Origin of the sequence: Algoriphagus sp. AGSA1 (assembly GCF_021390545.1) — a bacterium.
GTDB lineage: Bacteria > Bacteroidota > Bacteroidia > Cytophagales > Cyclobacteriaceae > Algoriphagus.
Genome location: NZ_JAJUWR010000041.1, coordinates 19722 through 42251 on the forward strand (window position 1 = coordinate 19722; position 22530 = coordinate 42251).

General features: G+C 41.5%; 25 protein-coding genes. 17 read left to right on the forward strand and 8 right to left on the reverse strand.

From position 1 onward, the window contains the following. Positions 1-526: 526 nt before the first annotated feature. Positions 527-967: a MauE/DoxX family redox-associated membrane protein gene (locus tag LZF95_RS23135; protein WP_192085511.1), complete on the reverse strand. Its 441-nt coding sequence runs from the start codon at positions 965-967 to the stop codon at positions 527-529. 746 nt (positions 968-1713) lie between these two features. Then, on the reverse strand, positions 1714-1857 hold the full coding sequence (locus LZF95_RS23140; RefSeq protein WP_192085510.1) for a hypothetical protein: 144 nt from the start codon (positions 1855-1857) through the stop codon (positions 1714-1716). Positions 1858-1878: 21 nt separating this feature from the next. Between LZF95_RS23140 and LZF95_RS23145 the strand changes: the two genes are divergently transcribed. Both LZF95_RS23145 and LZF95_RS23150 read left to right on the forward strand, forming a co-directional pair. Continuing rightward, positions 1879-2988 carry a histidine kinase gene (locus LZF95_RS23145; protein WP_192085509.1) on the forward strand — a complete coding sequence of 370 codons (1110 nt, stop codon included), beginning with the start codon at positions 1879-1881 and terminating at the stop codon, positions 2986-2988. Next, positions 2957-3685 (forward strand): LytTR family DNA-binding domain-containing protein, encoded by a 729-nt coding sequence (locus tag LZF95_RS23150; RefSeq protein WP_192085508.1) that lies wholly within the window; start codon positions 2957-2959, stop codon positions 3683-3685. Before LZF95_RS23145 ends, LZF95_RS23150 begins: the two co-directional genes overlap by 32 nt. On the opposite strand, the gene LZF95_RS23155 is transcribed toward LZF95_RS23150, so the two are convergent. Further along, positions 3682-6312 carry a lantibiotic dehydratase gene (locus LZF95_RS23155; protein WP_192085507.1) on the reverse strand — a complete coding sequence of 877 codons (2631 nt, stop codon included), beginning with the start codon at positions 6310-6312 and terminating at the stop codon, positions 3682-3684. The genes LZF95_RS23150 and LZF95_RS23155 overlap by 4 nt on opposite strands. Before the next feature lie 451 nt (positions 6313-6763). Further along, positions 6764-7570, reverse strand: a complete 807-nt coding sequence (locus tag LZF95_RS27705; protein ID WP_192085506.1) for a LytTR family DNA-binding domain-containing protein — start codon at positions 7568-7570, stop codon at positions 6764-6766. A 393-nt stretch (positions 7571-7963) separates the two neighbouring features. Between LZF95_RS27705 and LZF95_RS23165 the strand changes: the two genes are divergently transcribed. The 15 genes from LZF95_RS23165 (at position 7964) to LZF95_RS23235 (ending at position 20015) form a co-directional block, all read left to right on the forward strand. After that, positions 7964-8800: an RteC domain-containing protein gene (locus LZF95_RS23165; RefSeq protein ID WP_233757719.1), complete on the forward strand. Its 837-nt coding sequence runs from the start codon at positions 7964-7966 to the stop codon at positions 8798-8800. Between the two features lie 81 nt (positions 8801-8881). Beyond that, the gene (locus LZF95_RS23170) at positions 8882-9313 is read left to right on the forward strand and encodes a hypothetical protein (RefSeq protein WP_192085504.1); all 432 of its coding nucleotides are present in this window, start codon (positions 8882-8884) and stop codon (positions 9311-9313) included. 10 nt (positions 9314-9323) lie between these two features. Further along, complete coding sequence (locus LZF95_RS23175; RefSeq protein ID WP_192085503.1) at positions 9324-9626, forward strand: DUF4134 domain-containing protein; 303 nt, start codon at positions 9324-9326, stop codon at positions 9624-9626. Positions 9627-9639: 13 nt separating this feature from the next. Beyond that, positions 9640-10080 (forward strand): hypothetical protein, encoded by a 441-nt coding sequence (locus tag LZF95_RS23180; protein WP_192085502.1) that lies wholly within the window; start codon positions 9640-9642, stop codon positions 10078-10080. 61 nt (positions 10081-10141) lie between these two features. Next, on the forward strand, positions 10142-10471 hold the full coding sequence (locus tag LZF95_RS23185) for a DUF4133 domain-containing protein (protein ID WP_225586740.1): 330 nt from the start codon (positions 10142-10144) through the stop codon (positions 10469-10471). A 2-nt stretch (positions 10472-10473) separates the two neighbouring features. Beyond that, entirely contained in the window at positions 10474-12900 is a 2427-nt protein-coding gene (locus tag LZF95_RS23190; protein ID WP_192085501.1) for a TraG family conjugative transposon ATPase, read from the forward strand. A gap of 12 nt (positions 12901-12912) precedes the next feature. After that, positions 12913-13602, forward strand: a complete 690-nt coding sequence (locus tag LZF95_RS23195; RefSeq protein WP_192085500.1) for a conjugal transfer protein TraI — start codon at positions 12913-12915, stop codon at positions 13600-13602. Beyond that, complete coding sequence (locus LZF95_RS23200; RefSeq protein ID WP_192085499.1) at positions 13589-14251, forward strand: hypothetical protein; 663 nt, start codon at positions 13589-13591, stop codon at positions 14249-14251. Before LZF95_RS23195 ends, LZF95_RS23200 begins: the two co-directional genes overlap by 14 nt. Before the next feature lie 121 nt (positions 14252-14372). Continuing rightward, positions 14373-14891 (forward strand): TerB family tellurite resistance protein, encoded by a 519-nt coding sequence (locus tag LZF95_RS23205; protein ID WP_225586739.1) that lies wholly within the window; start codon positions 14373-14375, stop codon positions 14889-14891. A 76-nt stretch (positions 14892-14967) separates the two neighbouring features. Beyond that, positions 14968-15954 (forward strand): conjugative transposon protein TraJ, encoded by a 987-nt coding sequence (traJ, locus tag LZF95_RS23210; RefSeq protein ID WP_225586737.1) that lies wholly within the window; start codon positions 14968-14970, stop codon positions 15952-15954. Between the two features lie 6 nt (positions 15955-15960). After that, entirely contained in the window at positions 15961-16578 is a 618-nt protein-coding gene (gene traK, locus LZF95_RS23215) for a conjugative transposon protein TraK (protein ID WP_192085498.1), read from the forward strand. Positions 16579-16839: 261 nt separating this feature from the next. Beyond that, positions 16840-18096: a conjugative transposon protein TraM gene (gene traM / locus LZF95_RS23220; protein WP_192085497.1), complete on the forward strand. Its 1257-nt coding sequence runs from the start codon at positions 16840-16842 to the stop codon at positions 18094-18096. Positions 18097-18118: 22 nt separating this feature from the next. Then, positions 18119-18958: a DUF4138 domain-containing protein gene (locus LZF95_RS23225; protein WP_192085496.1), complete on the forward strand. Its 840-nt coding sequence runs from the start codon at positions 18119-18121 to the stop codon at positions 18956-18958. Positions 18959-18962: 4 nt separating this feature from the next. Then, positions 18963-19691, forward strand: a complete 729-nt coding sequence (locus LZF95_RS23230; protein WP_192085495.1) for a hypothetical protein — start codon at positions 18963-18965, stop codon at positions 19689-19691. A 222-nt stretch (positions 19692-19913) separates the two neighbouring features. Next, positions 19914-20015, forward strand: a complete 102-nt coding sequence (locus LZF95_RS23235) for a JAB domain-containing protein (protein ID WP_192085494.1) — start codon at positions 19914-19916, stop codon at positions 20013-20015. 177 nt (positions 20016-20192) lie between these two features. Here the strand turns inward: LZF95_RS23235 and LZF95_RS23240 are convergent, their stop codons facing one another. The 4 genes from LZF95_RS23240 to LZF95_RS23255 all read right to left on the reverse strand — a co-directional run. After that, positions 20193-20435, reverse strand: coding sequence for a hypothetical protein (locus LZF95_RS23240; protein WP_233757721.1), 243 nt, complete (start codon positions 20433-20435; stop codon positions 20193-20195). Continuing rightward, positions 20422-20715 (reverse strand): helix-turn-helix domain-containing protein, encoded by a 294-nt coding sequence (locus LZF95_RS23245; protein WP_192085492.1) that lies wholly within the window; start codon positions 20713-20715, stop codon positions 20422-20424. The genes LZF95_RS23240 and LZF95_RS23245 overlap by 14 nt, the downstream gene beginning before the upstream one ends. A gap of 85 nt (positions 20716-20800) precedes the next feature. Beyond that, on the reverse strand, positions 20801-22030 hold the full coding sequence (locus LZF95_RS23250; protein WP_192085491.1) for a site-specific integrase: 1230 nt from the start codon (positions 22028-22030) through the stop codon (positions 20801-20803). Positions 22031-22285: 255 nt separating this feature from the next. Then, on the reverse strand, positions 22286-22530 hold a 245-nt coding region (locus LZF95_RS23255), incomplete at its 5' end, for a hypothetical protein (protein WP_233757723.1).

A 22530-nucleotide genomic window follows, 5' to 3' on the forward strand; every position in this document is an offset into this window, starting at 1 on the left:
GATTTACTATGGTAAATGGATAGATTCTAGGAATGGATTATATTTGAGTAAGAGAAAATTGTGATTTCATATTTTTTGAAACTTAACAGCTAAAGAGTCCGGGGCATCTGCCTTGGACTTTTTTGTCTAGATCTGGTGAACAGCGATTGTGCTGATCGTGATTTGTAATCCCAACCCCAACCCGTAGGATTTCTAATCCGATAATTTACAAACGCTGCAGACCTCCTCGGGACAAGCTTTCTTCTTATCACTGTATCTCATGTCCGGGGCAATGGCTTTTTTATCTTTTTTTCACCGGGTTAAAACCCTGTGCAATAAAATCTGACATGCCTGCCTACCGGTCAGGCAGGCCTACGGCATTGCTCTGTTTCTGCAGGACTTTGGGAGATTATTCAATCTAAATTCTCTCCTCACTACAGGTTAACCTTTAACTATTAACATTTAACCTATCATCTGACACCCGTCATCAATCATCAATCATCGGACTTTTCTCCCGTCTTCGGTCTTCTATCATCCAACAACTCCACTAATCTTCCAATTTTTCAATCTTCAAATCTTTCAATCGAATCAACTCTTCAAATCGTAATCCCCAAATAGCTATTCCAATACAAATCATATTTAACACGAAATGCTCCGCCCAACCCAAACTGTTGAGAATTCCTGCGCAGTTGCACGGCACCCTCGGAAATGCTCCTACCCAGATCAGGCCCACATAAGTGGTAAAGACGGTGAGGAGGAGAATACTTGAGAGATATCCCCACCATCTGCTGACAGAAAAGAGTAGGAGCCCGGCGATCAGCAACTCTACAGTTGGGACTGCGTAGGCCAGCACTTCCGCCAGTTCCCCAGGAAAGGTCTGGTTGTGAAAGGCATCCCTGCTTGCCCCAAACCTTAGGAGTTTGTCCAGTCCTGTATAGATCCATAGCAGGATTAAAAGGGCTGAAGGTAATTTTGATAGCTTGTCCATTACTGTTGGGATAATTCATGCGAATTGCTGTTAATATTGTGCTCTAGTTATTTGTTAAGGTTTTTAAATAATTGAAAAACAACAGTTAAGGAGCATGTTGTTGTTTTGTTGAACTGTGATAAATGTCAGGAGAAATAGAACCATAAAGCAAGTAAGTGGCGAACATGGCAGGGTTTTGGGTGAAACTTGCAACCAACTGATGGGTTTATTCCTAATGAGTTGGTCTTGGAAGAATTTCTTTGGGTAGTTAGCCATTGAAGCGGGTTTTTTTTTTTTTGGGATAATCCTAACTGATTAATGATAAGTGGATTAAGCTGCTGCTAGAATCAAGAATTTGCTAAAAAAGTATTGTGTCATTAGTCATAATGATTATATTAGTTTGATCTAAAGTTTATTTACTTATTTGAACCAACCATTCTATTTAAAGGTGGAGCTTTTTGTGAATGGTTGTGTGGATCTATTTGAAGTAGTTTACTACCCCTGCTGGAATCAAGCTGTATAGGCAGAGAATTGTGAGCAATAAATTCTTCAAATGATTATCTACTGGGTTTTATATTTTCTTCCTTAAAAGTATAATGCAGTGTAGGTATAGCTTCTTCATGGTGTAGGATCAAAAAAAAAGACCTGCACAGTGGCAGGTCTCTTAGAACCGGGGATTTTTTAATGGTAATTACCTTAAAATATCCGGTACAGCTTGCGGACTTCATCTGAAGTCTTTCTAAACCACATCAGTTCGGACGCTCCGATTAAGCACGGGTTATGGTGGTACGGCACTCCCTGAAGAAGCTTCTTGTAGCCTTTCCTTTGTTGTTGCTTTTTTCCTGATAACTGATTTTCCTGATGGATGAGAGTGCCTTTTGACATTCCTCCAAAGTTTGTTTGTTGGTCATAACGTATAATTTTTTTGAACCATGGAAACTAGTAATTCTAAGATGATCCCTGACCAGTTAGGTGTAAAGGGCAGGGTTTTAGGTGTAATTGACATGCTGTTCAAGCCTACCCTATACCCCCTCTATTTACTTTTCCTGATATTTCTTTTGTATGCATTCGTTGATCTGGTTGCCACCTTTATAGAATTCGGTGAGGTTGACGGATGGTTGATGGCCCAATACCATTTTATAGCGGGATACCTGATTTGTTCCTTATATTTTAAACTGGTACTCCCTGAGTTTATTAACCATAAAAGAAGGATTCGTGCGGTGTTTTACTTTCTGCTACTATTTTCCAGTTTAGTAGCTGTGAAACTGCTGGTACATAATGTTTTCCTGGGTACACTTTCACTATCCAAAAGTTTCCTTGTCATTGAATTCACCCGCTTATTTCATTTTTTAATTTTAACCTCGGTGGTCTGGGCCTATTATAATAATCTTGAACTAGGGAAGAGTAAGTATGCCGTGGAAATCAATCATGAAAAGTTGAAGGTAATGCACCGGTCTATGCAACTCAGTTCCCATTTTGTCTTGAATTCTTTGAGTATCTACCAGTCTAAAATTATCAAACTGTCGCCGGACTTGGCGAGAGAATTTTCCCATTTGACTTCCTTACTCAGGTATAGTTTCAAGGAATTAGGTGAACCTAATTTCCTGAATGAAGAAGTAAAAGCAGTGGGAAAATACCTTCAAATCCAGAGCATGAGATTTCCACAGCTTTCTTTACATGCAGCTATAGATGTGCCTTCTATAGCCGACAAGCTTCCTATGCCCAAGATGTGTCTACTTACCTTGGTTGAGAACGTGTTTTTCCATGGAGATTACACAGATACGAACCATCCCTGCAAAATTGAATTCCTGCTTGTTCAGGAGGATTTAACAGCGGGTTGGGTGTTCAAAGTCAACATCACCAACAAAGTCCAAAACAGGGGGATAAAGCCCCGGTCAGGATTTGGTTCCTCCTCTGTTTTCCGTGTGTTGGGACATGAATTCGGGGATGGATTCCATTACAGGGTAGAATCAGATGAGTCGAATTATTCCTTACTACTAAGAATACATTATGGAAAAACGATACAAAGTAGGTCTGATTGACGATGAAGAACATATCTTGGATATTCTGATCCAAGAAATATCCATGCTACCCGACTTTGAGGTGGGATTTTCAACAGTAGATCCGGTGATGGGATTGGGATACCTACAGGAGGGAAAGGCGGACATCCTGATTACCGATATTTTGATGCCTGAACTGGGGGGACTTGAAATATCCAGAAAATTGATCGATTCAGGAATTCCGGTGATTATCTGTTCCGGACATTCCAGGTATGCTTCGCAGGGGTACAAAGTGGAAGCACTTGATTTTTTGGTGAAACCACCTGAAACCATTGAATTGACTGAGGCACTGGAAAAGGCAAAGAAGAAAATGGATACACTCTACTGGGTTAGAAAAGAGTTGGAAGGAAACATTCGGGTGATAAGCGATAAACTCGGCTACAGGCATCAGGTGTTTAATCCCTCACAAATCTTATACATGGAACAGCAGAATAAAATATCCATTGTAAAACTGGATGACGGAAGTGAATTTACAATGCACTATTCCTTCATGGAAAGTATGGGAAAGCTCCGCTCCAGGTATATGGTCAGGGTACACCAATCATTTGCGGTAAATATCCTCAAGATAAGAAAACTACATCCTGAGGAATGTGAGCTCGTCTCTGGGGATATGATCACTATGAGCAGAACCTACAAGGATGAGGTGAGACGGATTTTTGACAACAGAAGGATTAATTAAAAGGGACTTTTTCTGAGTATTCGGTTACCTAGCGTTTGAATAGGCTGTTGAAATGCATAGACTTGTTTCCCTATTTCCCTATAAAGCCTATAGCGGATCCTCCGCTCATAATCCTGGGTTTCCAATGGAAAGAATCTGTTGATCATCATGTGTAGGTGGTTGGACATTAGGTGGATTGCTGAATCTTCCTTGCTGTGAAAATATTCATGGGAGCTAATGAGTTCAAGGTACTTTTCTGATTCAAAACCTAGGGTTTCAAAAGTGGATGCGTATTCAAAGCAGGATTTAAATGTCTTTACCTCATCCCAAGGCATACTTTTCACATCTTCTTTGAGATGGGAGAATACTCGGGAAAGGTAGGGGGATTGGAAAAAAATGATCCTCCATAAGTGGACAACAAGGTCTTCTTTATACTTGGGTGGATAGTTCAGATATAAAATTCCTTGGAATTTGGTTGCCAGAAATATAGATTCTAGATGAAAAAGCAGGTGTGAGGTTTCTAATCCTGAATTTCCGTATTTGGCTGTTTCCGGAAAATAGGAAGCTGTTTTCCAGTTCAGGTCTTCTTGTAAAAAGAATTCAGAGAATGAGGCTAGAAGTGTCCTTTTATCAATCGGGGCTATATCCAGAAGGCGTAAGCGGATTTCTGTGGCTCCGTTTTTTCCATAGAGAAGATAATACCAGACGGGTGTCAGGGAGCTGACCTGAGGCTCTTCCATCTGATGGAGCAGGCGCTCTAAAACTTCCGGGATTTCAGTAGGGTTTATAGTGAGGGTGAAGCAAAGACAGTTTTTATGGGTATGGGTAATGGGATTGAATGACAATTTTGATCTCTTGACAAGCTGTGGTCGGGAGTGTTGGAACACAAACTGGGGATAGGCAGCTGTACTGTCTGCTGCACGGAACAGGCCTGCTGGAAACCAATTCGGGTCGCTCAGGGTAAGGGTTTGGTCACGTTGAAGTTCCTGCCAAAGTATTTTTAAATCATCCGGATTGTTGGGGTTTAGCAAAAGTTCCCTGTCAGTATGCCCAGCCAGTATATGGAAGGGAATCTCCAGATCTTCTAATTTCTGTCGGAGTTCTTTCGGTGTGGCTAATGTATCTCTGTTCAGCTTCCATTTTCTACTCTGAAGGCATAGTTGACCCCACTTCAATTGTGGGCAATAAGGGGATTGGGAAAGGATGTTGTGCTTATAAGGTAAAAATCTATACCTGTCATGGTGGGCTATTTCCCAAAGTAACCGTAGGATAGGATGGGTGATCTGCTCACCATTCAGGGGATGCATGATGACCGGGATTACTTGCTTGCCGGTATATTTATGAATCAGTTGGATACGGTTTTCCCAGATTCCAAGGTAGAGCTCATCAAAACCCAGCTGTTTTGGGGTCTTGGATTTAAATGGTGTGATTTCATAGTCAAAGACATTCTCCACATTACAGATATGCTGGATAGGTGCTGCTTCCAAAAGCTGGACATTTGCATAGAGGGTCTCAGCATCGGTATATACACTCTTTTTGATCTGCTGAGATAGGTCTTTGATGTTCGGATCCCTGTTGAATCTCCCGGTATAGACAAAGGGTCGGTTACAGACCATATTTTCTATGATTGGATTTCCCAGAGCATCTAGGCGAAAGAGAATCTGTACATCATGGATCTCCTGCTGCAGTTCTTTTTTGGCAAAGAACTTCTTCAAGTCTATGGATTTCCGCTCATGATTTCCCAGAATAGTTGGGGTAATATCCTCATCCATACCTGCTTTTTCCGGTTGAAGAAACTGCCCGGCTAGAAACTCGGTATGACTCAAGAGATCGCTGAGGCAGACGTATCGGTCATCAAATTGAGTTGTGAAAAAGTTCTTGAAATCCCTGATGTAAGAGCTTTCCTCCTTAGAAAAAATACTTCCAGCTGAATTGATGAATTCCATCAATTGTTCCCTGATGCCCTCAGGTAACTTTAATCTGTTTTTCACTACCATGTCCACCCCTGACTGCTTATTGTCAAATAAGTATTCCGGCGCTAAAAAACCGGAATCAAGGACCTGTTCCCACAGTAGCTTTGCCTGCGCTGTAGGGGGTGTGGCTAGCTGTGTGCTAAGCAACTGCTGAAACTTATTGAAGTTTATCCCCTCTTTGGAAGTTGTTTTGATCAAGGCCTCAAATAGGGGGTTGACCGGAAGCTTGCATCCTTTCCAACTACGGCTAATAGTGTCAAAAACCAAGGCATGATAGTATTTATGTCTTTTGTAGATCCCTGGAACCAGGTGGTAATTTGACAGGAACCGATCTGGGTTTGATTCAAGCTGCTTTTCAAATCCATGAGGGCTCTTTCCATTAACTTCGGATGTCTGAATAGGGAAATTTATCAATATTTCCTTTTCCCAGGTTCCAGTACCCACCCCTGCAAATCTACCGAATGGGGTAGGGCGGAAGCGGCCTCTCAACAGGTATTTTCTGAGTTTGATTCTTTGTCTATGATCCAGGTCTTTATAGACTTTTCCTTCCAATTCATTATAAAAGGCAGTTGAGGAAAGTTTGATGGCCTGGAGAATGCTGTCCCAATGTAGTGCTATGCGTGACGGATTATCATGGTCAAACTGGAAAAGCGGAAGCCGGTATAGAAATGACATAATGGATTGAAATTTTTATTCAATCCTACCTGATTTTGCGATTGATTGGGTGTTTTTGGTGTAGATGGAGGGGATTCGGGTGAAATTGACGTATATTCCTTTACATTTAAAAATTGTTTCAGCTAAACAAATACGGTGGTGTACATTCTTGGAGAAGTAGGGTTTAAATGATGGCTTAAATTATATATCCGTTTTATTTAGCAGTAAAAGGAAATGGGGTTTCGAAGGACATGATCAAAAAATGTTTTCATAAGTAGAGTTACTATTTAGCTTTTAGTGCTATGCAACAGCATACCAATAACCACCAAACCAATGCCTAATAATGCAAACATATCAGGAAGCAAAATATTGATAAATATTATTTCCCCAATGATATAAGGTGTTGATTTTAAGGGGTAACAATCAAAAAAAAATAAGCATGGATAAGAAGAGTTGGTTGATTTTATTTGTCTCACCGTCTGATCCATTCTTTGAATTTTCCTGCTCTACTCTGGCTAACTGTCACTTCTTCATGGAATGAGGGGGAAAGATGCACGAACAGTTTCCCATGCCCGTTTGACCGAAAGTCCTGACAGGAGCGGTACTGGATAATCATTTTCCTGTTTATCCTGAAGAAATCACGGGGTGGTAATTTCTGCTCCAGTTCATCCAGGGTTTCATTGATGAAATAGGTGGTTTGGTTGGATGTCACCAGATAGTTCATTCTGTCTTGGTGGTAAATGAAACGTATATTTTGCAGTTCCATGGGAATAGTTTTGGTTCCCTGTTGTACAAGCAGGATTTCCATCTCGGTTTTGGTGTATGTATTGCCTTCTCGGTTTCTTAGGATTTGGTAATAGAACAGGTAATAGATATTGAAAAGGAACACTGGCAGCGCCATGGCCGGTATAGAGTTGTTTAGTCCGGGATTTGCGGAGGATGTGGTTAGACCAAAGTACCATTGATAAAGAGACAGGAAAAAGTAATCTACTACCCCAGGTAGGAGCACTCCAAGTGTAAACTGTAAGGTGAGACGAAGGAGTGGGCTATCTTTCCAGTCATATTTTTTGTCAAGCTGAACTGTCACCCAATGGATAAATTCAATGAAAAGAAAGGCCATTAAGAAGGCCGCCAACAACTTTACGAAAAATGAATTGTTGGAGAGTGAATCCAAAAAGCGCGCCCCGGTGCCGTACATAGCCACAAGGAATGCAGCGATTACACATAAAAGTATGCGCATCACCTGATCGTTATATCGTACCGGGAGCTTCCTTTTCACCAAAACAAAAATGTTTGTTTCCCTTCCTCCATTATTGGAATCAGGAAAATTGCTGATCCTTGCTTAAACTGAGATCCTAGGTAGATAAGATAATAAACTCTTCGTTAATTTTTGAAAGGATTGGGTTATAGGTGCTCTAAATATAGTTAAATGGCACTTTTAACAGCGGTTTTATAGTAGTAAACCCTGAATAAGGCATTATTTTTCAAGCGTGTTTAGTGGCATTTCATTCCTATAATCACCTGATTCATTTTTTCAATTGAGTCTTTTTTAAAGTTTTTCCCCTAGTGATCCTATGTTTGTGGCCGGCCTATTTGGTACCCAGGCTTAAGGAAATATTTAACTCGCGGGCAGTTTTTAACCGGGATTTATTTCCCACTAACCTCTCATATTATGGATTACAATGAACAATTTAGTCATCTTTTTTTAAAGATGAAGGAGGAAATTGCAGCTATAGGATCAACTTCTTCCAACCCACTAGTAAGAACTGAACAGGCCTATCTTATTGCTTCTGATTATTGCAGCAAAGTGAAGGCTTCCGACGTTTTTGATACTCAAGAATCTGAAATAGAGTTTTTCAAGAAAATAAGACCTGGGTTTGAAGCCGAACTGATCTACTTTGGTGAGCTGTATTATTTAATCTCTTCATTGCCAGAAGGGAAAAAGAACCGGATAAAATACTTAGAAAGCCAGTATGTTCCTATAATGATGTACAGGAGACGATATCAATCATTGTATGAATACTGGTGTTTGGATCGATCGGATTTGGATCAACAACTCTTTGCCCGTCAGGGTCTGAAAGATTTTATCTTTTTTTCCCGACCCTTGCCTCACGGGGATCCTAATTCATTGCCTGTAGGTAAGGTCTTTGCTAGGTTTCGGGCTTATCAGGAACTTCATGGGTATCTGCAAAAAGAACTGGGAAAGCTAAGTAACAAAGGAGTGAACGGCATTAACCATTCTATCCGGTGGACTGCGACAAAAGCCGCATTAGTGGAGCTTGCTTATGCTTTGAAGGCCTCGGGTGCCATAAATAACGGAAATGCATCTATCAGGGATATTGCAACCCATCTGGAAAACGCCTTCCATCAGGACCTATCCCAGTTTTACCGCACTTTTCAGGAAATACGTATCCGGAAGAACAGCCGAACAACTTTCCTGGACCGTCTTAAAGACAAGCTGGAGCGCTGGATGGATAATACAGATCTAAACAGTAGGGGAGATATCTGAATTTTTTTCTCCCCCTTCGGTATTCAGTGTGGAAGATTTTTGAAATTCCGCCCCAGTTTGCATGCTCAAAATCAAGCAGATATGATGGATGCAATCTCCTGGGGCGAATTTCTACAAGGTCTGGCAACAGTATTGGTTTTTTACTACTGCTATGTACTTATTCGCTATTTCCGTCCAGAGTTTTCGGGAATATTGAATAAGATTCAAGAGAACAGTGCGACTACGCTTTCTAAGGGAACTAGTAAGCATGATGGGTTACTGATGGAAAAATTGGCCAAGCTGATCGACGAGATAGACACAGATGTCATTCCTATATGCAGCACAAGTGAAGAGCTTCTTGGCAAGCTCAGGATCAAGCTGCAGATTCTTAAGGGGGATGAGGGATTAGCTGTCCGTTCTTTGCTAGCTAGGCATATTCTCCTTTCAGCTCAGGTGCATGCGCTAGCTATATCTGAAGAAGACATTCAGGAACTGCTAGACCTTCCTCATACCGCAATTTCAACACGAACATAACTATACTACTATGAAGAAAACCACAAGATGTATCGGTACGGCTTATTTATTCCTGATAGCAGGAATTGCATCTGCCCAAGATGGGGTTGCGGGAATTACCGAGGCCTCCCAGCAGGTAAGGGGGTACTTTCAGGCAGGTACAAATCTAATGTACGCGATAGGGGCAATAGTAGGGCTGGTAGGAGCGGTAAAAGTATTCAACAAATGGAACAATGGTGAACCGGATACCGGTAAAGTGGCAGCTGCATGGTTCGGTTCCTGTGTGTTTTTGGTTGTGGTGGCTACCGTACTTCAGAGTTTCTTCGGAGTCTGATCAAGCAGGGGATATGGATCAACTCGAACTGAGAAAGAAGGGAGTTCTCCCAGTAATTGATGTCGCCGGGCATTGCTTTACGGTGGATGTCCGGCTAAATGAATTAAGGAATGTGGATTTTCCTTGGAAAAAGCTCAATCTGGATGAGATGGTAACAGGCCCAGATGGGAGACATTACCTGTTTTTCTTTGATGTGAAGAATATGTGCATTCTGCACTCCTCCCCGGATTTGGTCGCTGTACCTGACCATGTGGTTCTGGTGAAAATTCCAGATGAAATGGGGCTGGATCCTGTAGGCTTAGCAAGAAATTACGGATTGGGTGACGAGTATTTTCTTAAGATGCATCCTTTCGACCCTGTGCCCTCTGCACAAATTACTCCCTTAGAAAATTCCGGGTTGTTGGAGTTTGTAGCGGAAAACAGAAAGCGGATAAGAGAAAGTCATTTCGGATGAAAATATGCCAATAGGTAATTCCGGACTCATAATCTTTAATGAATACAAAACAGTGTGTCATTTGAAACTGAACATGATTCAATACGAGGTAAATAAAGGGATAAATAAGCCGATTGAGATTAAAGGGCTAAAGGGACAGTATATCGGATATTTGGCTGCAGGTGTGGGTATGACTTTGATAGTCTTTGCACTGTGTTATGTAGCAGGCCTTTCTATGTATGCTTGTCTGGCCATTGCTACGGTGCTCGCAGGCGCTGTCTTCTTTACAGTTTTTCATTTGAGTGCGACTTATGGGGAACATGGGCTGATGAAAAAAATGGCCAGAAAACAGGTTCCAGAAAACCTGGTAATACGTAGCCGGAATTGTTTTACAGGATTAATGGCTCAGTAACTATGGATCTGCAAAAAATGTTTCCCTTATATAAACTTGAGCACGACATGATTCTGTCCCGTCCGGGAGATATGACAGTAGTCTTTGAAGTGGGATTGCCAGAAATATTCTCACAAAGTCCTGCAGGATATGAGGCAGTTCAGCATGCCTGGAACAAAGCTATAGGTCTTTTGGAGGGAAATACTGTGTTGCATAAACAGGACTGGTTTGTTGATGATTCTTACTTTGGAAAATTCGAGGGGGCCGAACATTCCTTTCATTCACTTTCCAGCGAGCGATTCTTTGCGGAAAGACCACATCTGGCACATCGCTGTACTTTATCAATCACCAAACGTCCAAAAGGAAGTAAGCTTGGGAACTCGTCTATGTCAAACCTGTTGCGGAAATCCCTGCTTCCTCTTGAATCGTTTGAAAGTAACAGAACAGAAGAATTCCTTAATACAGTAGGACAGCTCAACCAGATTTTGGCTGATGCGGGTATTACTTTGAACCGGCTGACCGGGAGGCAAATTGCCGGAACATCCAAGAAAACTGGATTGATTGAAGAATACCTTACGCTGGGTAATCCTGAAGTCCTTCAGGATATCCAGTTCAAACCTGAATGGAGAATAGGTGAAAAATTTGTCCAGCTGTTTTCTATGGGAGATGTTGAAGATTTGCCTTCGTCTGTGAGCCCATACCGCACCTATGAGCCCTACGGCACGGATAAGACAACATTTCCTATAGGATTCGCTACATCAGTCGGATGCCTGTTGCCTTGCAACCATATATACAACCAGTTTCTTTTCATAGAGGACCATAGAAAAAGGCTCAAAGAACTGGAAGCCAAAAGACTCCGATTGGAATCACTGTCAAATTATTCCCGTGAGAATGCCATTTCAAGGGATGCTACTGCAGAGTTTCTTAATGAGGCTATCTCAACGGGAAGAAAAGCGGTCAAAGCACACTTCAATGTGATGGTGTGGACGGATGATAGGCAAGAGGTAGGAAAACTCCGCAACTTAACAGCCGGAGCTCTTGCGAAGATGAATGTGGTACCCAGGTTGGAAACGGTTGGGGCTGCCCAGATTTTCTGGGCTGGTCTGCCTGGCAATCAGGCTTCATTTCCAGTCAATGAGACGTTTGACACTTTTATCGCACAGGCCACTTGCTTCTTTAATTCAGAAACCCATTACCTCACTTCCCGCAGTCCGGTAGGAATAAGGTTTGGAGACAGGATCACGGGATATCCTATTCATGTGGATATTTCTGATGAGCCCATGAAACAGGGGCTGATCACCAACAGGAACAAGTTTGTGTTGGGGCCTTCCGGATCAGGAAAGTCCTTTCTTACCAACCATATGATGAGAACCTATTATGAGCAGGGTGCCCATGTGGTTCTGGTAGATGTAGGGCATTCCTACCGGGGGCTTTGTGAGTTGATGAAGGGCTATTACTTCGCCTATGAAGAGGAAAATCCCATCTGTTTCAATCCTTTTTACATCGAGGGAAGGAAACGTCCGGATACGGAGAAGAAAGAAAGTCTTAAGACGCTTCTTCATGCACTATGGAAGAAAGATGATGAATCTTTTCGGAGATCCGAATATGTGGCATTATCCAATGCACTTTCAGGATATTTTGAGTTGTTGGATAGAGAGCCGGAGATATTTCCATGCTTTGATACTTTCTATAGGTATGTGGGAAAGGAATTCAGGGAAACATTGAAAAATGATGGGGTAAATGCCCGGGATTTCGATGTGGAAAATTTCATGTTTGTGCTACGTCCTTATTACCGGGGAGGGGAGTTTGACTATTTGTTAAATGCACGGGATAATCTGGATTTGCTGCATCAGCGGTTCATTGTCTTTGAACTGGACAATATCAAGGACCATCCTATTCTGTTCCCTGTGGTGACCCTGATGATCATGGAGATCTTCATCTCCAAAATGAGAAAACTAAAGGGTATCAGAAAGATCATCCTTATTGAGGAAGCCTGGAAGGCTATTGCCAAAGAAGGGATGGCAGAGTACATCAAGTACCTATTTAAAACGGTAAGGAAGTTCTTCGGTGAAGCTATGGTCGTAACCCAGGATGTAGAGGATATTATCTCCAGTCCTATAATCAAAAATGCAATAATCAACAATGCTGATATAAAGATCTTGCTGGATCAGAGCAAGTATCAGAACAAGTTCAATGACATACAGGAACTTCTGGGATTGACTGACCAGGAAAAAGCAATCATCCTTTCCATGAACAAGGCCAAGGAACCCGGCAGAAATTACAAGGAAGTGTACATCAGTATCTATCAGAAGGTCTTTAGAGTTGAGGTGAGCAAGGAGGAATACCTTACATATACAACCGAGGAACGGGAAAAAATGAAGGTCGAGGAATATACCATCAAGTATGGTTCCAGGAAAAAGGCTATAGAATTACTTGCTGCAGAACATTAACACTTTAATCTTATGAAGTTAAAAATCAAAATTTTATCTATGATATTTCCATTGGCAATCGGGTTGACGGTTTTGCCAACCCAGACCACTTCTGCCGTTCCTATCACCTTGATTATGGAAGTCGTAAAAGCCGCTGTGAAAAAGGCAATTCAGGCAATTGACCTGAAAGTGCAACGCTTGCAAAACCAGACAATTTGGCTTCAGAATGCCCAGAAAGTTCTTGAAAATAAGCTCAGCAAACTTAAGCTTCAGGAGATTTATGACTGGAGTGATAAGCAGCGGGAACAGTATGAGGGATTATTCCAGGAACTATGGAAAGTCAAGAGCCTGATTTCCCAAATCAACAGGGTAAAGGAAATCGCTGACATGCAAAAACAGCTTGTAAAGGAATACCAACAAGCTTGGAGCCTGGCAAATAGCTCTTCGGTTTTGCGGTCAGAAGAGAAAGAGCTTATTGGAAAAGTGTACCAACGCATATTGAACGCCTCTTTGGAACACCTTAACCACCTCATGGGTATCATGACCTCATTTACCTCCCAGATGAATGATGCGGACAGGCTTGCCACCATCCATCTTACTGAGGATAACATCCGGAAAAACCTGGAGGAGCTGAGAAGGGTGAACGCACAGAATTATAAAATCATGCATTCCCGAACTATGAAGTCTATGAACATCATAAAGGAAAATTATGGGGTGGATTGACTATATCTTCATGCGGGTATCCTGCACGGCCATTCTGCTGATGCTTTTAGGTACAATGACGGAAGGGCAGACGCTGCAGGAATGGACTAAGCAGAAGCAACTACAGACTGCCTATAAAGTCAACCAGATTGTAGCTCTTAAAGGTTATCTGGAAGTGGCTAAAAAAGGATATGAGATCGCCAGGGTAGGATGGAATCTGGTCGACTTGGCACAAGATGGAGAGTTTACCTTGCACCGGGATTATTTTGCCTCCCTTACCAAGGTTCATCCGGTGGTGGCTAATGACCCTACTGGGAAGCATATAGTTTGGATCTACGGTCAGATTCAAAAGGAGGTGGATTGGATGGGGACTTATCTGAAGAGTAACGGGAAATGGGGGACATCGGATACCTCACACATACTTGGATTCAACCAAACCTGTCTAACAGAATCTGGGTATATGGTCCGCGAACTGGATGACTTGCTTACTTCCCTTACTTATGATATGGAAGACGGCGAGAGAATGGAGTTGATAGCAAAGTTGGACAAGGAAATTACCAGACTCTACTCTGCTCTTAAACTATACAATGGGCAGATCCGACAGCTTAATCTACACAGGAGCAAAGATGATCTCGAAAGGAATCAAATCAAAGCGCTATATAATGATTAGACACTATAGACAATTCATATTGACTGGGTTAACCTTGGTATGTCTGATGTGCCCCTTAAGCGGGAAATCCCAGGCACACGAAGCGACACAACTTATATTGAATTACGAAAAACTGACCCAAATGAAGAAAATTTTACAGAACATGTATGAGGGATATGTGATTCTGAACAATGGGTACAATAGCGTAAAGGATATAACCGAGGGCAATTTCAAGCTTCATGAGGCATTTTTAAACGGATTGTTAAGTGTGAGTCCTGAGGTGAGGAAATATTATCGGGTTGCTGAAATTATCCGGGTCCAACAGTGGATTATAAATGAATATCAATCCACTTATAAAGAGGTGAAAAAAGATATTGTCTTCACTCCAGCTGAACTGGCTTATTTGGGGGATGTCTATGCCGGACTTTTTAAAACATCCCTACAAAATCTGGATGAACTGGCAATGATCCTTACTGCGGGAGAATTACGCATGTCGGATTTTGAACGGCTGGAGGCGATAGACCGCCTTCACCTTGAGATGTCAGGTGTCCTTGTTAGTGTTCGGGAATTTAACAGTGAAATCTCTGCTGTTTATAATCGGAGGGTACGGATGAAGAAAGAACAGGAGACCATAGGGACATTAGTCGGGATAAATCCCTGAATTATGTTCTCTAAAATTGGGAGATGCCCTGAGGTTGTTATTAGGTATTTAAGTATTAGACCATACATAATCTTCTATGCATAATCGAGTATTTATTATGGTTATCAGTTTGTTGTTGTTGGATTTGACTTCAGTTCAAGCCCAGACGGTTTCAGGAAGTGTTGATGGCTTGCACCAGGTGTTGGCCAGACTATATGATGAAATGATTCCATTGGCAAGCAATCTAATCACGGTAGCACGTGCCTTGGCCGGGTTTGCGGCCATCTGGTACATTGGATACAGGGTTTGGGGGCATATAGCCAGAGCGGAACCCATCGATATGTATCCTCTGCTCCGCCCTTTTGCAATAGGCATTGCCATCATGTTGTTTCCCCAGGTGTTGGCCGTGATCAACGGAGCCATGTCCCCTATAGTCAGGGCAACCTCTGAAATGGTGGAGGGAAGCAATATCGCCATTTCCAGACACCTTGAAGAAATGGAAACGGAGGAACCGGAACCTTACCTGAATTACCTGAATGAAAGTGGGGCCCAACACCATCCGGAAAACATTAAAGAGGTGGGTATCTGGGAGAGGATGACCAACGAGCTTTTTGTGTCCAACCTCAAAGCGGTAATGAATAAAATGATCTCATTGCTTCTTCAGGTTTTATTTTTTGCGGCGGCGCTTTGTATCAATACCATCCGGACATTTCAGTTGGTTGTGCTTTCAATCTTAGGCCCGCTTGTTTTTGGTCTGTCTGTCTTTGATGGATTTCAGCATACGCTGGCCGCCTGGTTTGCGAGATATATCAATGTTTCTATGTGGCTTCCGGTAGCAAATATCTTTGGTGCTATCATCGCTAAAATCCAGCTTAACATGCTTGTGCTGGATGGGGATTTTGTCTCCTCTATAGGATACCTGGTTTTTATGGTGATTGCCATTATCGGTTATCTCACAGTGCCTAATGTAGCCTCATTTATAGTACAGCCGGGCGGGAGGGACAGCCTTTTGAATAAAACCAGCAGTGCAGCCATTTCAGGCGGGGCTGCAGGAGCTCATGCAGTTAAATACCTGATAAAATAAAATCTGATGTTCGAGAATCTAAAAAATATTGATACCGCTTTTCACCATGTGAAATACCTCTCCTTTGCCGCCGTATTGGGATCATTGAGCTTTGCGGCTTTTTTCGGAATTAAAGCCTTTCATATTACACAGGAGGCACAGGAAAGAATATATATACTCGCTGAAGGCAAAGTCTTGGAGGCTTTTTCGGAAACAAAAAAGGAAAATATACCCGTGGAGACCCGGGATCATGTAAAGATGTTCCATCACTATTTCTTTACGCTGAGTCCAGATGAACACTTTATCAGGGAACAGGTTGCAAAGAGTCTGTATCTAGCTGATGCCTCTGCGAAAAAAGTCTATGATAATCTACGTGAAAAAGGGTATTACAACGAATTGGTTTCCGCAAATATCAACCAGACCTTGATGATGGACAGTATTCAGGTTTTTCTGGATACCTACCCCTTTACCTTCCAATACTACGGAACCCAGAAGATAATACGTCCTACCTCAGTAGTGACCAGACAACTTATTACGAACGGCAGACTCAGGCACATAGACCGTACAGACCAAAACCCACATGGGTTTTTGATTGAGAATTGGGAAACGATATCAAACAAGGATATCGAAGTTGCCAAAAGATGAGGATAATGGGTGTTCATATTCATTTCCGCACTCCTGTTTGGCAGAAGGCGTCCTCTTGGATGGACAGCTTCTCGGTAAAGTTTAACCGCCTACCTGTAAAGGACAAGAAGCAAGTGGTAGTGCTCTTTGTGCTTCTTTCCACTATGATTTACTGTGGTTTGCTGCATTGGGAAACCAATAGTGTTGTATCATTTTCTAGTATACCCCCTGATTTAGAGTTTCCTTTAATTTATTATGATTCAATAAATTATATACCACTAAATGAACTACTTGATGAATCCTTTGAATGAAAAACAAAAAAGAGAACGCAAATTTCTACTGGTGCTTCCATTACTCACCCTACCATTTCTATGTTTGGCATTTTGGGCTTTGGGAGGAGGAAAGGGTTCTTCACCTATAGAATATGGATTGCAAAAAGGACTGAACCTATCCCTACCGGAAGCAAGGATAGAAGCTGTTGAATTGGATAAGCTGGAATCTTACGAGCAGGCGGAAAGAAAAGCGTTAAAGCTAAAGGAACAGCGTAGAATGGATCCTTTTGCCGAATTTCAGACTAGTGAAAAATCTGGTTCTGAAGACTTGTTTTTATCTACAGTTAAGGTTGAGAATAGTTCTTTGGAAGAAGCAGAGAATTCAGTGAGAGATAAACTCTCTGATCTGGAAAAACTCATTACCGATTCCGAACCTGCTCACTATTTTCCTACTAATAAAGCACAGGCGATTGATCCGGTGGCCACTGATCCAACTGATGATCCTGATTTGGAAAGGTTAGAGGCTATGATGGCTTCAGTTATAAATCCTGAAATGGAAGATCCAGAATTGAAACAGATTGATGCAATGCTGGAAAAGTTGCTTGATGTACAGCATCCGCAGCGTGTTCAGGAACGAATGAATGAAATAAGGGCGGTTCGAGATCCCAGAATTTTTGAGGTTAGTACAGTTCCCTTTGAGCTGGAAAATGGGGGCAAGACCACTGGATCCCCTGGTTCCTTACATAGGGTAAACAATGGGTTTTATACACTCGAAGAAGACAGGACTACGGCTTTTTCGGAAATCATGCCTGCAATTTCCGCCAAAATCACCATTGATCAGGAGGTTGTAGATGGGGCTTCCATTGACTTGGAGCTAGCCCAGCCAATCTATATTAAAGGACAGCAGCTTCCAATAGGAACTGCGCTTACAGGAATCTGCTCTTTAGATGGTGAACGGCTCAACATCCAGGTTAAGTCTATCCGTAAAGGAAATCTTATTATTCCTGTTAATCTGGAGGCAATCGATCTGGATGCACTTCCTGGTATCAGAATACCCAATGCGATCACACGGGAAGCTGTCAAGAAGGGTGCAGGTAATGGAATCCAGTCAATGAATATGATGAACATGTCAAATTCTTGGGAAGCTCAGGCTTCCATGGCAGGTATGGAAGCTGTAAAAGGAATATTCTCCAAGAAGGCTAAGCTTATCAAAGTAAAGGTTAAGGCGGGGCACCCGCTCCTTTTGGCCGACAGAACCAATCATTAATTACTTAATAACCATATAAACCATGAAAATATATATTCTCTTGATGGCGTTCGCGTTTTCGAATTTCTGCTATGCCCAACATGTCAGTGAGACAAATGTGGAAACGTACCCACTTCACATTGGATGGGATATGACCACAGTTCTTGTTTTCCCCGATGAAGTGAGCAGCGCTGATTTTGGGAGTCCGGCGGTATTGGCACAAAAAGACAAATCCTCACCCAATGTGCTTAAACTGAAGGCAGGCCAAAGAAACTTTATGACTACAAGCATGTACGTGATTACCAAGCGGGGAAAATTATATCCGTTTTCTGTCAGCTATACTGAATATCCCGATGTACGACCAATCGATATAGGTAAACAGGAAAATATAAACTATGCTGAAGTTCGACTGGATGGCATTGAAATGATGCCATCTGCAATGCATTCACTATTGGAAAGCCTGCTCTCATCCAGTGTTTCTGTAGAAAGATGGGGCACTAAACAAGGTAAAATACGCATTGGGTTGGGTGCTATAGTAGAGAAAGAAGGGCTGTTGTTTTTACAGTTTGCAGTAGAGAACAGAAGTGGGATAAATTATCAGCCTGCTAAATTGGAGTACACCGTACAAGATAAAAATACTGCAAAAAGGACTGCAAAAAGAGAAATAGTAATGAAGCCTGTTGCTTTCTCCGGATTTAAGAATGTTGCTGGAAATTCCATTTCCTATGCAGTAGCTGCTTTTCCAAGATTTACAATATCGGATACGAAAGAATTTACAATAAGGGTTTTTGAACAGAACGGAGACAGGAACCCTGTATTTTCTGTCTCAGGCAGAAATTTGCTGAAAGCAGGAACTCTTGATGATTTTCACTTAAACCAATAATACCATGACATTAAAAGATAATATACAGGAATTACAGGATAGGATGAAGTATTCAGGATTTGGGGAATCCGGGAATTCGGAGCTCGAAAAACAGATGAAAGCTGGTAAAACAGATATTGAAATTAACCTGCTAAAGGATTTGGGCGATAAAAAACTGGAATATGGGCTTCACTTCAGAAAGTCAGACGAAGGTAAGTACTATTACAATGGTTTTGATGCAAGACTTAGTACATCGGATGGTAAAGAGCTGTCCCAGCGGTTTTTCCAAAATCAAGGGATCACGGCTAAGGAAGCTTTAAATTTACTGGAAGGGAGAGCGGTATATAAAAGCCTTTTCAACAAAGAAGGGGAGCGATACAATGCCTGGATGCAACTTGATATGTCATTCATGGATGAGAAAGGTCAACATAAATTAAACCAGTACCATCAGCAATATGGTTTTGATTTGGAGAAATCTGTTGATAAGCTACAGGTTAAGGGTGTTGAGGCAACAGAACAGCTTGACCTTTTGTATTATAGCCTAAAGAAGGGCAACAGGCATCAGGTAGAAATTGAGGGGAATGAGGGAAAGTTTCAGCTGGAGGCAAATCCAAAATATAAGACGCTGAATGTTTATAATGAGCAGGGGAAACGTGTGAAGCTTGGTGATTTAAGTGTAGCTCAAAGGGAGGTGAAAATGGAAGTAAAAAAGAAAGAGCAGGTTAAAAGCAAATCAAGAGGAGCTAAGGTTTGACCAAGAAATTTACATTGAATTATTTATATAAACCCGGCGTGATTGCCGGGTTTATTGATTTAGAACTCACAGTAATTTTATATAGCGTTTTCGTAAGTTTAATTTATAATTGTCTCATTTCAAGTGAAATAAGAGATTCGAACTACCGGTACAATGGTCAATGCCAAACTGGTTTTTGCTACAACGCTAAAGGAAGCCTCCCGCCATCTGTGAGGAAACCTTATGCCCTCTAGGCAAGATAAACGATTGACAGCTAAACTAGTTAAAATAGGTAGGGCTATGGATTTACTAGTTTTAGACCATTTGATCTTAACTGAAGACTGATACTATTCCTTTGCAAATGAAGGGGGCTTTTAAAAGGGAGCTCCCTTATTTACTCGACCTAATATAGTTCCGACTTTGGTCTTCGATGTGATAATTTGAAGGTTGACTACCCTAAAATCCATATGCTTTTCCGATTTTCATATTTCTATTTTTGTGGTTTAAGTGGAGCTAATTTTATTAAATACCTTTTTTAAGTTCCCAAATCCACTGATCCAACACATGTTTCCAGTTTTTAACAGGAGCACCAGTCTTGGTTTTCCAGCCTCTCGTTTGAAAAAGATTAAAGAACTCAATGGCATCACTCTCTTGAAGATCTTGTTGGTCAAAAATAATTTTAACATGAACGAGGAGAGGAGGGACATCAATTCCAAATCCCAAGTTTGGCTTCTGGTTTAGATCATTTCTCTTATATTCCATCATCTGGAAAGCTGTTCACTCGCTTATTTTTTTCAAATAGTCTGACTATATCCTCATGGTCGTAGTAGATCACTCCTCCAATCTTGGTGAATGGCATAGTGCCGTTTACCCTAAGGTGCTGAAGCGTTCCAGGTGAAATATCCAATAATTTTCTCACTTCATGGGATTTAAGCCATTTCTTGGTCGGTTGCCCGTTCAGGCTTGAAAGCATTTTTTTTATATCTGCTTTCAATTCAGTACCGAACCTCTCCAAGTCATTTAATGTGATGATTTCTGCTGCCATTTACCTTTGATTTTGGTGAATAAGTCACAAAATCGTGCTAATACCCTACATAAAGTCACATCACCACCCGAAGGTGGTGAATGGATCATTTAGATTTGCCGAGCTTCCTTCTAAGTTTTTTCATATCATCACTGACTTTTTTCTCAACTACTTTAGCATAGATCTGTGTAGTTTTGATACTCGCATGCCCTAGCATTTTACTTACAGTTTCAATCGGGACACCGTTTAAAAGAGTAACAGTAGTGGCAAAGGTGTGCCTGGCCAAATGGAACGTCAGGTTTTTTTTGACTTTACAGATGATTGCGATTTCCTTGAGATAGGCATTCACCTTTTGGTTTGATATCAACGGGAAAATTTTCCCTTTGGAATAGGGTCTTTCCCTGTCCTGGTAAAGTCTGATGATATCCAAGGCCTGAGGCAATAGAGGGACCTTGGACTTTTGTTGTGATTTTTGTCTGCTTATGGATATCCAATATTCTCCATCCATGCCTAATACTATATCATCATGCATCAGCTTCATGGTATCTATATAGCTCAGCCCAGTGTAACAGCTGAAAACAAACAGATCCCTGATGTATTGTAACCGCTGGATATCAAATTGCTTTTCATCTATTCTACTGAGTTCAGTAGGATTGAGGCAGGTTCTTTCTACTTTTTGGTATCGGAAACTGAATTTTGCAAAGGGATCCTTTACCATCCATTCCATGCGCAAGGCTAAGTTGATTACTTTTCTAAACCTTTCCAGGTGCTTCATGATGCCGTTATTTCCAAGCGGCTTATGATGGTCCTGAGGCTCATAGTTCACCAGATATAATTCGAACTCATTTAAAAAGCGGTAATTGATGTCCTGCAGGAAATAATCTTCTATGCCATACTGAGCCTTTGAAAAGGCCATTACATACTTTTGGGTTGTGAAGTAGTTTTTGAGCGTCCCCCATGCTAAAACATTTCTGTACTTCTCATTGTGGTATTCAAAGAGCATGGAAACGGTATGTTCTTTTGTTTGGGTCCCCAAAAGCTCATGCTTGATAGCATCTGCGGTAATAGTTACTTTTTTGAGTTGAAACTCCTGATAAATCTGGATAATCCGGGCTTCTAATTCTTTCAAATAATGGTTTAAGGATTTAGAGGATTCTTTGGATCCTTTAGCCGATCCTAGGACAGGGTTCCAATCGTAGACATTTATTTTTCTCTTTAATGAGATGTCCACCCGGGTTCCGTCTACAGTGATCCTTACGTAAAGAGGGATCTCTAAATCGTCTGTAGAGTTGTTTTTTAAGAAAAACCTGATTCCAAACGTGTTAGTTGTTTTCATAATAAATGAACTGTTTTAAAGGTTTTTACATCACTTTAAAAAGGTCACCGAATAACGCACAACGAAATCGCATCAAATCGCGTCTAATTTGGTTTAATTACTTTAATACAAAAATCTGATTTACAGAAGTATAAGTTACTTTCTGTGCGTGAAATTTAAGCATTAAATTAGGTCACCGAATAACGCACATTTTTTTTGATATTCATTGATATGAACTAAAGGCTAAAAAACAGAAAAGCCTATAAATCAGTAGATTTACAGGCTTTTGATTTCCCTTGAAACAGGTTTCGTCGGGGTGGCAGGATTCGAACCTACGACCTTCCCGATCAAAATCGGGACGCGATCATCACCATATCCAAAACTTGGTTTGGGTTGAAAACAGAAAAGCCACTGAAACTGATCAGTGGCTTTCGTCGGGGTGGCAGGATTCGAACCTACGACCTTCCCGATCAAAATCGGGACGCGATCATCACCATATCCAAAACTTGGTTCGGGCTGAA